Raw genomic sequence first — 12,944 nt, 5'->3', positions numbered from 1 at the left:
CGGGGGACACGTGAACTACCACTGGAACTGGGGAATTTTCTTCGAGCCGAACCCGATGGGGACCGGCACCTATCTCGACATGCTGTTGTCGGGCCTGGTGCTGACCCTGAAGACGGGCGTGCTCGCCTGGATCATCGCGCTGATCGCCGGATCGATCGTCGGCGTGATGCGCACGCTGCCGTCGAAGGGAGCGTACTGGTTCGGCTTCTGCTGGGTCGAGTTCTTCCGCAACATGCCGCTGCTGGTGCAGCTCTTCCTGTGGTTCTTCGTGCTGCCGGAATTGCTGCCGAAGGCCGCCGGCCTGTGGCTGAAGCAACTGCCGAATGCGCCGTTCTGGACGGCTGCGATCGGCATCGGCTTCTTCATGTCGGCGCGCGTCGCCGTGCAATTGCAGGCCGGTATCGGCTCGCTGCCGCGCGGGCAGAAGATGGCGGCGACTGCGCTCGGGCTGACCACCGTGCAGGGCTATCGCTACGTGCTGCTGCCGATGGCGTTCCGCATCATCCTGCCGCCGCTGACCTCCGAGTTCCTCAACACCATCAAGAACACGGCCGTGGCCATCACCATCGGTTTGCTCGAACTCACCGGACAGGCACGCTCGATGCAGGAATTCTCCTTCCAGGTGTTCGAGGCCTTCACCGCCGCGACCCTCCTCTATCTCCTCGTCAACGCCGTCGTGGTGACTGCGATGCGCTTCCTCGAGCGCTGGGTCGCGATCCCCGGCTACATCACGGGGAAATAGCGCCATGTTCAGCAATTTCGATTTCGGCGTCATCATCCGCGCGTTGCCCTATCTGTTCTACGAGGGCATGACGTTTACGGTGACGCTGACGGCACTCGCCGCGCTTGGCGGCCTGATCTTCGGCACGGCACTCGCGCTGATGCGGCTCTCGGGCTTCAAGATCCTGGGCCGCATTGCCGGCATCTATGTCGACTTCATGCGCTCGCTGCCGCTGGTGCTGGTCATCTTCTGGTTCTACTTCCTGGTACCCTATATCGGGCAGTGGCTGACCGGCGCCGCGCGCCCGATCAGCGTCGGCGCGTTCGCGTCCTCGCTCATCACGTTCATCATGTTCGAGGCCGCGTATTTCTCCGAGATCATGCGTGCCGGCATCCAGTCGATCTCGCGCGGACAGCCGGCCGCGGCCAGCGCGCTTGGGCTCAACTATGCGCAGACGATGCGCTACGTCGTGCTGCCGCAGGCGTTCCGCAACATGCTGCCGGTCCTGATCACGCAGACCATCGTGCTGTTCCAGGACACCTCGCTGGTCTACGTGCTGTCGATCACGGACTTCCTCGGCGCGGCCAGCAAGGTCGCGCAGCGCGACGGGCGGCTGGTCGAAATGTATCTGTTTGCGGCCGTCGTCTACTTCACCATTTCCTGCATCGCGTCCTTCGGCGTTCGTCGCCTCCAGGCGCGCATCGCCATCCTTCGATAGAGCGCATCGGTCATGATCGAAATCAGCCACGTCAACAAATGGTACACCCCGACCTTCCAGGTGCTGACCGACTGCACCACCAGCGTGACCAAGGGCGAGGTCGTCGTGGTCTGCGGCCCCTCGGGCTCGGGCAAGTCGACGCTGATCAAATGCGTCAATGCGCTGGAGCCGTTCCAGGAGGGCGACATCAGCGTCGACGGCACCAAGGTCAATGACCCCAAGACCAATCTGCCGAAACTGCGTTCGCGCGTCGGCATGGTGTTCCAGCATTTCGAGCTGTTTCCGCATCTGAAGATCATCGACAATCTCTGCCTCGCGCAGCAGAAGGTGCTGGGACGGTCGTCCGACGCGGCTGTGGCAAAGGGTATGCAGCTCCTGGACCGCGTCGGCTTGAAGGAGCAGGCGCAGAAATTTCCGGCGCAGCTCTCCGGCGGCCAGCAGCAGCGCGTCGCGATCGCCCGCGCGCTCGCCATGGACCCGATCGTCATGCTGTTCGACGAGCCGACCTCGGCGCTCGACCCTGAGATGGTGAGCGAGGTACTCGACGTCATGGTCGATCTCGCCCGCGAAGGCATGACCATGATGGTCGTCACCCACGAGATGGGCTTTGCCCGCAAGGTCGCCAACCGCGTCATCTTCATGGACCGCGGCGAGATCGTCGAGGACGCGGCGAAGGAGGACTTCTTCGGCAAGCCGCGCAGCGACCGCGCGCAGAAGTTCCTGTCGAAGATTTTGTCGCACTGACCCCCCTGTCATTCCGGGATGCGCCTCTTGGCGCGGGCCCGGAATCCATAACCCCGGCTGGTGGCTATGGATTCCGGGCTCGTCGCTTCGCGCCGCCCCGGAATGACGAATAGAGGGGTGATCGCCGCCCCCATTTCGCGTATAAGCGCGCCAAATTCCCCACTCCCGCCAGGAGACCTGCCTTGGACTCGATCGCCTACGTCAACGGCTCATTCGTCCCGCTCTCGGACGCCAAAATCTCGGTGCTCGATCGCGGCTTCCTGTTCGCCGACGGCATCTACGAGGTCTCGGCGGTGCTCGACGGCAAGCTGGTCGACAACGCGTCGCACCTGACGCGCCTGGAGCGCTCGGTCGGCGAGATCAAGCTGAAGCTGCCGGAGACGGTCGAGCGCATCACAGAGCTCCAGAAGGAGCTGATCGCGCGCAACAAGGTCGAGAACGGCCTCGTCTATCTCCAGGTCACGCGTGGCGCCGACAAGGGCCGCGACTTCGCCTTTCCCAAGGGCGACGTCAAGTCGAGCCTGGTGATGTTCACCTCCGAGAAGGACATCATCAACGCCGCCTCGGCCAAGACCGGCATCAACGTGATCACCGTGCCCGACATCCGCTGGGAGCGACGTGACATCAAGAGCGTGGCACTGCTCGCGCAGGTTCTGGCGAAGCAGGCCGCGGCCGAAGCCGGTGCCGGCGAGGCCTGGATGCTGGAAGACGGCTACGTCACCGAGGGCGGTTCGTCCTCGGCGTTCATCCTGACCAAGGACGACGTCATCGTGACCCGCAAGAACTCCAACGCGATCCTGCCGGGCTGCACCCGCAAGGCCGTGGTGACGCTCGCCGAAGAGCGTCAGCTCCGCGTCGAGGAACGCTCCTTCACGGTCGCCGAGGCGCTCGCCGCCAAGGAAGCCTTTGCCACCTCGGCGTCGCTGTTCGTCCAGCCGGTGGTTGCGATCGACGGCAAGAAGGTCGGCGACGGCAAGCCCGGCCCGATGGCCACGCGGCTGCGGGAGATTTATATCGAGTTCGCCAAGACGACGGCGGTTTAAGCCACTCCCACCGCCGTCATCGCCCGCGCAGGCGGGCGATCCAGTACTCCGAGACAGTCGTGGTTGAATCGAGAAGCCGCGGCGTACTGGATGCCCCGCCTTCGCGGGGCATGACAGCGGAGCGCGGCGCGTCAACAACTCACGCCACCGACGCCTTCACCTTCACCGGATGGACCGCGCGGAACGCGATCGCGATTCGGTTCCAGGCATTGATGGCCCCGATCAGCATCGTCAGGTTCACCGTCTCCGCGTCGGAGAATTGCGCGCGGACCTGCTCGTAGACGTCGTCCGGCGCGTGGGTCTCGGAGATCAGCGTCACTGATTCCGTCCAGGCCAGCGCGGCACGCTCGCGATCGGTATAGAGCGGGGATTCGCGCCAGGCGTTGAGCAGATAGATGCGCTGTTCGGTCTCGCCGCGCTTGCGGGCGTCCTCGGTGTGCATGTTGATGCAGAAGGCGCAGCCGTTGATCTGCGACGCCCGGATCTTGACGAGCTCGATCAGCGATTTCTCGAGTCCCGTCGACTGGATCTGCTCCTCCAGCGCCATCAGCGCCTTCATCGTGTCGGGGGCGGCCTGGTAGAAGTTCATGCGGGGCTTCATGGTATTCTCCTTGCTTGCTGGGTTGACGTCAGTGGGCACCACCGGCCGAGGTCTGGCCGGGCTTCTTCAGGAAGAGAACGGCGGCCAGCGCCACGATCAGCGCCATGCCGAGCAGATAGAAAGTGTCGCTGAAGGCGAGGATGTAGGCCTGCTTCTGCACGATATGGCCGATCGCGACATAGGCACGATGCGCGGCGTCGGCGCGGTCGAGCACGCCGTGATTGACGAAATACTGGGTGAGCTGCTCCAGCCGGGTCCGCGTCGCCTGCTCGAACACCGAGACCGACTGCATCAGCACGTTGGAGTGATATTGCTCGCGCTTGGTCAGTACGGTCTGGAGCAGCGCGATGCCGACGGCGCCGCCGAGATTGCGCATCATGTTGAACAGTCCGGAGGCCGAGCCCGCATTCTCCGCTTCGATGCCTGATGTCGCGACCGCCGACAGCGGCGCCATGACCAGCGCCTGGCCGATCGCACGAACCACGTTGGGCCAGAGCAACTGATCGGCGGCATAGTTGCTGGTCATGTAGATGTTCATGAAGTTCGAGCCCGCGAACAGCACGAAGCCCACGCCGATGATGATCCGCGCGTCGAACTTCTGCATCAGGCGCGGCACCAGCGGGATCAGCATGAGTTGCGGCAGTCCGGTCCAGGCCAGCACCATGCCGATCTGCTCGGCATTGTAGCCCTGAATGCGCGCCAGATATTGCGGCAGGATGAACACCGAGCCGTAGAGCGCGATACCGAGCAGGAAGTTCGCGAGCATGCCGAAGCCGAAATTGCGGCGCACCAGCAGGCGCAAATTGAGCAGCGGCTTCTTCGCCGTGAGCTCGATGATCAGGAAGGCGGTCAGCGCGGTGGCCGCGATGACCGACAGCTTGACGATGAAAGGCGAGCCGAACCAATCGTCCTTGTTGCCCTCTTCCAGCACGGTCTGAAGCGCCGACAGGCCGATCGCCATGGTGATGATGCCGGCCCAATCGCCCTCGCGCAGCAGCTCAAGCTTCATGGGCTTGGCGTCGAGCGCGTACCAGAGCATGCCGACCATGATCGCGCCGGGCACGAGGTTGACGTAGAAGATGTACTGCCAGCCGAAATTCTCGGTGAGATAGCCTCCGATGGTCGGGCCGATGGCCGGTGCGAACGTCGCCGACAGCGCGAACAGCGCAAGGCCGACGGGCTGCTTCGCGCGAGGCAACAGCGTGATGATGAGCGTGAAGGCCATCGGGATCAGCACGCCGCCGGTGAAACCTTGCACCGCGCGCAGCACGATCATTTGCGGCAGGTCCTGCGCCAGCGCGCAGGCCGCCGACAGAACCAGGAACAGGACCGCATTGGTGAGCAGATAGATGCGGATCGAGAACACCTGCGCAAGCCAGCCGGAGAGCGGGATCACCACGATCTCAGCGATCAGATAGGAGGTCGAGATCCAGCCGCCATCGTCGATGCCGGCGCCGATCGCGCCCTGGATGTCGGCGAGCGAAGCGTTGACGATCTGGATATTCAGCACTGCCATGAAGGCGCCGAGGGTCGCGCCGATCACCGCAATCCAGGTTTTTGCGGAAACCGCCGGCGTGGCGGGCGCAGCAGGGGCGGGAATGCTGGCAGCGGAGGTGGCGTCGGCGGAGGGTTGGAGCGTGCTCATGGAAGCCTCGTCTCGGTCACGGAGACAGGATGCATTGGGCGGTTGGATTCGATAATCGAGGAAGTGTGGGAAGCATCGTCCGGCAGGACTTGATAATCCTGCCGGCCTTCCCGGCTTCAGCCGCCGTTCGGGCGGGCTGCGTTGTCGGCGAGGCGCTTGGCCGTCTCGCGCTCGGCCAGCACAGTCGCCTTGGTGTCGATGGTCGGCACTGCCGACATGCCGGGCCTGAGCAGGCCGGTCAGGCTGTGGTCGTCGAGCACGATCTTCACCGGCACGCGTTGCACGATCTTGGTGAAATTTCCGGTGGCGTTGTCGGGCGGCAGCAGTGCGAACTCAAGTCCGCTGGCCGGCGAAAGGCTGTCGACGTGACCGCGGAGCGTGCGATTGCGAAAACTGTCGACGTGCAGCTCGACGGGCTGGCCCGCACGCACATGCGTGAGCTGCGTCTCCTTGAAGTTCGCGACGACATAGACCGCATCGAGCGGCACCACCGCCATCAATTGCGTGCCGGCCTGCACATACTGGCCGACGCGTAATGAGCGGGCGCCGACCGTGCCGTCCACAGGCGCGGTGATCTCGGTATAGGACAGGTTCAGTTTTGCCTGCTGTGCGACCGCGTGGGCGCGGTCGAGCTGCGCCGTGGCCTGGGCGCGCTGGGTGGTGAGCACGTCGACCTTGCGCTGCGCGGCCACGAGGCCTGACTTGGCGTGCTGCAATTGGGCGTTGCTGGCGCGCAGTGCCGCATCGGTCTGCTGCGCACGCTGGATCGTGCCGGAGCCCGACTTCATCAGGTCGTCGTAGCGGGCGCGTTCTTCCTGCGCGAATTTCAGATTGGCGTCGGCCGCGGTCACGTCGGCCGTGCTTTGCTCGATGATCGGCTGCTGCAGCTCGAGCTGGGCGTCGATGTTGCGCACCGAGGCTTCGCCGGCGGCGACGTCGGCGCGGGCCTGGGCGAGCGCCGCGTTGAAGTCGCGGTCGTCGATCTTCGCGAGGAGCTGGCCGGCCCGGACCTTCTCGTTGTCGCCAACCAGCACCTTCGCGATGTAGCCGGAAACCTTGGGGGCGATGATGGTGGAATCCGCCTTCACATAGGCATCGTCGGTGGATTCGAGGTAGCGGCCGGTGCTCAGGTAGTCGTAGCCGAAGTCGCCCGCCGCGGCGATTCCGAGGGCCAGTGCCAATCCGATGGCCACCCGCTTGATCGCCTGCCGGGACGGGCGAAAGCTGATTTTCTGATTGGTTTCAGTAACATAAGAAGCGTTCGACATGGCATCCTCGGAATTCCCAACCACCCCGGTCCGAACGGTGCGGCGTTGATGCCAGCAAGATGCGCTGTCTTCCCGCTTGTGATAATCCCGGAAGAAATGGAAGCATTATCCAGCCATAGCGGATAATCCGGAGCCAGACCGATGGACCGCTTCACCAGTCTCACCGCCTTCGTCCGGGTGGTCGAAAATGGCGGCTTCTCCGCCGCCGCCCGCCGGCTCAACATGTCCACGACCATGGTGAGCAACCACGTCCAGGCGCTGGAGGACCGGCTCGGGGTTCGGCTCCTGAACCGCACCACGCGAAAAGTGAGCCTCACCGAAATCGGCAAGGCCTATTACGACCGCTCGACGCAGATCCTCGCCGATCTCGAACAGGCCGATGACATCGCGGGCGCGCTGCAATCGACGCCGCGCGGCACGCTGCGCATTCACACCGCCACCCATATGGTGCCGTTCGTCGCGCCCGTGATGGCCGAATTCCTCGCGACCTATCCGGAGGTCAAGGTCGATCTGCGCATGGGCGAGACCAATGTCGACCTGATCGAGGAGGGCTTTGACCTCGCGCTGCGCATGGTCGCGCCGCCGGACTCCAGCTTGATCGTGCGGAGCCTGGCGACCTGGCGGCACGTGCTGTGCTGCTCGCACGCCTATATCGAGGCGCATGGACGTGTGCAGACGCTCGAGGAGCTCGCGGGGCACAATTGCGTGCGCCACATCAACTATCCCTTCGACGAGTGGCGCTTCTTCGATCGCAAGGGCACGCCGGCCTCTGTGCGCGTATCAGGCAACCTGATCACCAACAGCGGCGAAGCCCTGCGCGAGGCCGCGTTGCAGGGCGCCGGCATCAGTCTTGCGGCCGGCTTTCTGGTGGGGGATGACCTCGATGCGGGCCGGCTGGTGCGCCTCCTGCCGGAATACCGGCCGGTCGAGATGTCGATGAACGCAGTCTATCCGCATCGGCATCATCTGTCGGCGAAGGTCAGGACCTTCATCGACATGCTGGTGCACCACAGCGCCGAGCAGCAGAAGCTGATCAATCCGTATTCGTGACAGATGCAGCGGGGCAGACCGTAGGGTGGGCAGAGGCGCGCTTGCGCCGTGCCCACCATCTCACCGTCATTGCGAGCGTAGCGAAGCAATCCAGTCTGTTTCCGCACAAGCAGTCTGGATTGCTTCGTCGCAAGGGCTCCTCGCAATGACGAGGGTTTGGAGCGTTGGCAAGCGGCTACGATCGCGTCACCGCGGCGGTGGCAATCGTCCAAACACGCTGTCGAGCGCCATGCCGATTGCAAGCAGCCGACGATCGCTTCCCGCAGGGCCGTCCAGTTCGAGGCCGACGGGCAATTTGCTTGTCGCGCCAAGCGCGATCGGAATCTGGACGCCGGGAATGCCGGCATTGCTGCCGGGATCGGTGTTCTGGATGATCAGGCCGAAATTCTCGAGACTGCTGGCGTCCGGGTTGGAGGCAATTGCAACGCGCGGCGTGGTCGGGAAGGCGACGGCGTCGAGCTTGTTGGTGGCAAACGTATTGCTGTAGAGCGCCTGAAGCGCGGGGCGTGCGGTCTTGATTGCGGCGTCATAGATCGGCCTCGCGTCGAACAGCGCGTTGTCGGGGCCGGGCAGTTTTCGCGGGATCACCATGCCATCATAGATGCCTTTCACGTCGGCGCTGGAGATCTTCTCTGCCAGCGCCTCGATGTTGAGGCCGGTCCCGGTGTGCTTGAGATAGGCGACCATGTCGTCATAGGCCTCATACAGCGCGACGGGAAAGCTGACCTGGCCGTTGAGCTCGGCGAGCTCAGGCATCTCGATCTCGATGACCGTGACGCCCTGCGTCTTCATTTTTGCGATGGCCGCGTGGAATGCGGCTTCCGTATCGGCGTCGAAATTGGCCAGCATCGATCTCGCGATGCCGATCCGCACCTGCTTCAGATCGACCGGTGCAACCTCGTCGCCGCCTGCGATCACGCGATCGAGCAGCGCGACATCCGCCATCGTCGCGGCCATGGGCCCCGCGGTGTCGCGGGTGTGCGAGATCGGCGCAATACCCTCTTGTGGATAGCGCCCGACCGTCGGGCGCAACGCGGCGCATCCGTTCAGCGCGGCGGGGACACGGACCGATCCGCCGGTGTCTGTGCCGAGCCCGCCCGCGACGATCCGCGCGCCGAGCGCGGCGCCCGTCCCGGACGAGGAGCCGCCAGCGATCAGCGTGCGGTCATAAGCGTTGCGCACGCCGAACTCCGCGCCGGTCTTGAACGCCGTGTTGTAGCCGGAGATGCCGAAGGCGAGCTCATGCATGCTGGTCTTGCCGATGATGACGGCGCCTGCAGCCCGCAGCTTCGCGACTACGGGCGCGTCGGCCTTCGGAACATAGTCCTTCAGTGCCGGTGTGCCGGCGCTACAGGGCAGTCCCACGACTTCGATGTTGTCCTTGATCACGATGGGCGCGCCGCCGAGCGGCTTTGTCCTGTCGCCCGTCGCGTCGAATGCGGCAGCGGCTTTCAGGGCGCCCGCTTCGTCCAGGGTGACGAAGGCATTGAGCTCGGCATGGGCTCTGGCGCGGCTCAGTGCTTCCGTCGTGAGTGCGGTGCTCGTGACTTTCCCGGCGCGCAGGTCGGCGACGGCCTGACTCAGGGTCAACTGCTCGAAATCCATGATGCGTCATCCGATTGCAGGGGCGCCAACAGGGCGCCACCTAAAGTCCGGAGGCTGAGGCCTCACTGGTGCCGCGTCAACCGTGGGCGTGCATCTTTTGCGTTACCGACGTCGTCAAATTCGTGAGCAGCCGCTCGACCTCCGGCTTCACCTTGGCGATCGCGGTGTCCTTCACTGGTCCGTAGCCGCGGATCTCCATCGGCGCTTTTGCGACGGCAACGAGGTCGGGTAGATGCGCGGCGTCGAGCTGGCCGAGCACGCGTTCGATCAGGCCTTCATACCAGGCGATCAATTCCCGTTCAGTGCGCCGCTCTTTCGTGTAGCCGAACGGATCGAACGGCGTTCCGCGCAATCCCTTCAACCGTGCCAGCATGGCGAGCGGCATCTGGATCCACTGGCCGAAAGCGCGCTTGCGCGGACGGCCGCGTGCGTCAGGTTTTGACGCCAGGAACGGTGGCGCGAGATGATATTGCATGCGAAAACCGTCCTCGAACTCGCGCTTCAGCTCGCCGAGGAAACCGCTCTGCATGTGCAGACGCGCCACCTCGTATTCGTCCTTGTAGGCCATCAGCTTGAACAGGGTGCGCGCGGTCGCCTCGGTCAGCGCCTCGCTGTTCAAGTTGGCTTCGGCGCGGCGGACCCTCGCGACGGTCGTCCGGTAACGCGCCGCATAGGCGGCGTCCTGATAGGCGGCGAGGAAATCGGCGCGGCGATCGATGATCTGATCGAGCGTCTCGGCTTCGGGCGCTTCGTCGCTCCCCGGCAAAGACTCCGGATCGGCCGCGGCGATCCGGCCCCAGGCGAAGGCCTGCTTGTTGCGCTCGACCGCGACGCCGTTGAGCTCGATCGCGCGCAGCAGCGCCGGCAGCGCGACCGGAATCAGCCCGCGCTGCCAGGCGAAGCCGAGCATGATGATGTTGGCATAGACGGCATCGCCGAGCAGCCGCTCGGCGAGCGCGTTCGCATTGATGGTGTCGAGCTTGTCGTTGCCAATGACTTGCCGGATCGCGCGCAGGCGGGCAGGCGCGGCGAGATCGGCGTCGCGGAAGCGGACGACGTCGCCGGTCGGCATCTCCGCGGTGTTGACCGCGGCGCGCATGCCGCGGCGATAGGTGCCCGACGCCTTTGGTGAGGAGCTGACGACGAGGTCGCAGCCGATCAGCGCGTCGGCCGCGCCCTGGTCGATGCGGACCTGGTGCAACGCCTCGGGGCTCGCCGCAAGCCGGATATAGCTCAGCACAGGTCCGAACTTCTGCGCAAAGCCCGTGAAATCGAGCACCGAGACGCCGCTTCGTTCCAAATGCGCGGCCATGCCGATCAGCGCGCCGACCGTGATCACGCCGGTGCCGCCGACGCCCGTCACCAGCAGGTCATAGGGACGATCGAGCGTTACAGGAGCGGGCAGGGGAAGCGTAGCCGCGCGGCCGAGCGCGTCGATTTGGCTCGCGCTCTTCTTCCGGCGGACCGCGTCTTCGACGGTCACGAAACTGGGACAGAAGCCGTTGAGGCAGGAAAAATCCTTGTTGCAGGTCGAGAGATTGATCTGGCGCTTGCGACCGAACGGCGTCTCCTTCGGCTCGACACTGAGGCAGTTGGACTCGACCGAGCAGTCGCCGCAGCCTTCGCAGACGAGATCGTTGATATAGGCAAAGCGCCTTGGGTCGGCCATCTGTCCGCGTTTGCGCCGGCGACGCTTCTCGGTGGCGCAGGTCTGCTGATAGATCAGCACCGAGACGCCTGATATCTCGCGCAGCTCGCGCTGCACGGCGTCCATCTCCTCGCGCGGATGGATGGTCACGCCGATCGGCAGGTCTGCCGGCGAGAACTGCGCGGGATCGTCCGACACCAGCGCGATGCGCCCAACGCCTTCGGCGCGAACGCTGTGGGCGATGGCATGCACGCTGACGGGACCGTCGACCGGCTGGCCGCCGGTCATCGCCACCGCATCGTTGAACAGGATCTTGTAGGTGATGTTGGCCCCGGCGGCGATCGCCTGCCGGATCGCCATCGAGCCGGAGTGGTAGTAGGTGCCTTCGCCGAGATTCTGGAACACGTGCTTGTGGCCGGTGAAGCGTGACGACGCCGCCCAGTTGACGCCTTCGCCGCCCATCTGGATCAGCGAGGAGGTCTCGCGGTCCATCCAGCTCGCCATGAAATGGCAACCGATGCCGGCCAGCGCCTTGGAGCCTTCCGGCACCTTCGTCGACGTGTTGTGCGGACATCCGGAGCAGAAATACGGCGTGCGCGTCGCACCGCTGACGTTGATCGTGCGCGCGGCCTCGGGCATCAGGTCGGCCGCGCGTGCGGCGAGATTGAGGCCTGGGAACATCGGATCGAGCCGGCGCGCGAGCACGCCAGCGAGCGCACGCGGCGACAATTCGCCGATCCAGGAGATCAGCCGCGCTCCTCGCTCGTCGTGCTTGCCGACCATGCGCTCGGGCTTCGAGCCCGGATAGTCGTAAAAATATTCCTTGAACTGGCTCTCGATGATGCCGCGCTTTTCCTCGACGACGAGGATCTCGCGCTTGCCCTTCACGAAGTCCATGGCGTCATGCAGCGCCAGCGGCCAGACCATGCCGACCTTGTAGACGTCGATCCCGATGTTGCGGCAGGCCGCTTCATCGAGGCCCATCAACCGCAGGGCCTCCATCAGGTCGAGATGCGCCTTGCCCGTCGTGACGATGCCGTAAGTGGCGTTGGGAATATCGTAGATGTGGCGATCGATCGCATTGGCTTTTGCAAAGGCGTAGACCGCGTGCTTCTTCGCCTCCAGCCGCTCCTCGATCTGGGGGCCCGGCAGGTCGGGCCAGCGATAGTGCAGTCCGCCCGGCGGCGGCGTGAAATCGGGCGTGTTGAAGACGCGTGGCGGGCGCAGCGAGACGGATGCGCCTGACTCGACAATTTCCGAGATCGCCTTGAAGCCGACCCACATGCCGGAGAAGCGGCTGAGCGCGTAGCCGTATTCGCCGAACTCGAGATATTCGCTGACGCTTGCGGGGTGCAGCGTCGGCATGAACCAGCTCATGAAGGCGACATCGGACTGGTGTGGCATCGAGGAGGAGACGCAGCCATGATCGTCGCCGGCAACGACCAGCACGCCGCCACGCGGCGAGGAGCCGTAGGCGTTGCCGTGCTTGAGGGCATCGCCGGAGCGATCGACACCGGGGCCCTTACCGTACCAGAGCCCGAACACGCCATCGACGTCGCGATCTGCCTGCGTCTCGACCTGCTGCGAGCCGAGCACCGCGGTTGCCGCGAGGTCCTCGTTCACCGCAGGGAGAAATTCGATGCGATCCTGCTTGAGCCGGTCCTGGATGCGCCAGAGCTCGAGATCGACGCCGCCGAGCGGCGAGCCGCGATAGCCGGAGATGAAGCCGGCGGTGTTCAGCCCGGCGGCGCGGTCGCGCCGCGCCTGGTCGAGCGCGATACGGACGATGGCCTGCGTGCCCGTGAGGAAGACACGGCCCTCCTCGCGGTCGTAGCGGTCTGAGAGCTCGTAGCTGTCGAGTGATGGAACGGCGTCCATGGCGGACCTCGTGCGGCATCCTG

The 12,944-nt window shown here is 64.8% G+C and carries 10 protein-coding genes; 5 read left to right on the top strand and 5 right to left on the bottom strand.

The features are described from left to right. Nucleotides 1-10: 10 nt before the first annotated feature. The 4 genes from ACKWRH_RS39245 to ACKWRH_RS39230 all read left to right on the top strand — a co-directional run bounded on the left by ACKWRH_RS39245 (nucleotide 11) and on the right by ACKWRH_RS39230 (nucleotide 3,226). Entirely contained in the window at nucleotides 11-742 is a 732-nt protein-coding gene (locus ACKWRH_RS39245; protein ID WP_028147937.1) for an amino acid ABC transporter permease, read from the top strand. Nucleotides 743-746: 4 nt separating this feature from the next. Then, a complete protein-coding gene (locus tag ACKWRH_RS39240) occupies nucleotides 747-1,439 on the top strand; it encodes an amino acid ABC transporter permease (protein WP_028157870.1) in 693 nt (230 codons plus the stop codon). 12 nt (nucleotides 1,440-1,451) lie between these two features. Continuing rightward, nucleotides 1,452-2,183 (top strand): amino acid ABC transporter ATP-binding protein, encoded by a 732-nt coding sequence (locus tag ACKWRH_RS39235; protein ID WP_445217904.1) that lies wholly within the window; start codon nucleotides 1,452-1,454, stop codon nucleotides 2,181-2,183. Nucleotides 2,184-2,365: 182 nt separating this feature from the next. Beyond that, the gene (locus ACKWRH_RS39230; protein WP_445217903.1) at nucleotides 2,366-3,226 is read left to right on the top strand and encodes a D-amino-acid transaminase; all 861 of its coding nucleotides are present in this window, start codon (nucleotides 2,366-2,368) and stop codon (nucleotides 3,224-3,226) included. Between the two features lie 139 nt (nucleotides 3,227-3,365). Here ACKWRH_RS39230 and ACKWRH_RS39225 read toward each other — a convergent pair whose 3' ends face one another. From ACKWRH_RS39225 to ACKWRH_RS39215, 3 genes are all read right to left on the bottom strand, one after another. Then, on the bottom strand, nucleotides 3,366-3,827 hold the full coding sequence (locus tag ACKWRH_RS39225; RefSeq protein ID WP_007615070.1) for a carboxymuconolactone decarboxylase family protein: 462 nt from the start codon (nucleotides 3,825-3,827) through the stop codon (nucleotides 3,366-3,368). A gap of 28 nt (nucleotides 3,828-3,855) precedes the next feature. Continuing rightward, on the bottom strand, nucleotides 3,856-5,472 hold the full coding sequence (locus ACKWRH_RS39220) for an MDR family MFS transporter (RefSeq protein ID WP_445217902.1): 1,617 nt from the start codon (nucleotides 5,470-5,472) through the stop codon (nucleotides 3,856-3,858). Nucleotides 5,473-5,588: 116 nt separating this feature from the next. Next, the gene (locus ACKWRH_RS39215; RefSeq protein ID WP_445217901.1) at nucleotides 5,589-6,740 is read right to left on the bottom strand and encodes an HlyD family secretion protein; all 1,152 of its coding nucleotides are present in this window, start codon (nucleotides 6,738-6,740) and stop codon (nucleotides 5,589-5,591) included. 141 nt (nucleotides 6,741-6,881) lie between these two features. Between ACKWRH_RS39215 and ACKWRH_RS39210 the strand changes: the two genes are divergently transcribed. After that, nucleotides 6,882-7,790 carry a LysR family transcriptional regulator gene (locus ACKWRH_RS39210; RefSeq protein ID WP_445217900.1) on the top strand — a complete coding sequence of 303 codons (909 nt, stop codon included), beginning with the start codon at nucleotides 6,882-6,884 and terminating at the stop codon, nucleotides 7,788-7,790. Nucleotides 7,791-7,976: 186 nt separating this feature from the next. Here ACKWRH_RS39210 and iaaH read toward each other — a convergent pair whose 3' ends face one another. Beyond that, complete coding sequence (gene iaaH, locus ACKWRH_RS39205; RefSeq protein ID WP_445217899.1) at nucleotides 7,977-9,395, bottom strand: indoleacetamide hydrolase; 1,419 nt, start codon at nucleotides 9,393-9,395, stop codon at nucleotides 7,977-7,979. Between the two features lie 76 nt (nucleotides 9,396-9,471). After that, complete coding sequence (locus ACKWRH_RS39200) at nucleotides 9,472-12,921, bottom strand: indolepyruvate ferredoxin oxidoreductase family protein (protein WP_445217898.1); 3,450 nt, start codon at nucleotides 12,919-12,921, stop codon at nucleotides 9,472-9,474. Nucleotides 12,922-12,944 lie beyond the last annotated feature (23 nt).

It is taken from the genome of Bradyrhizobium sp. Pa8, from assembly GCF_052588265.1.
This window is presented reverse-complemented; position numbering and strand designations above follow the sequence as displayed.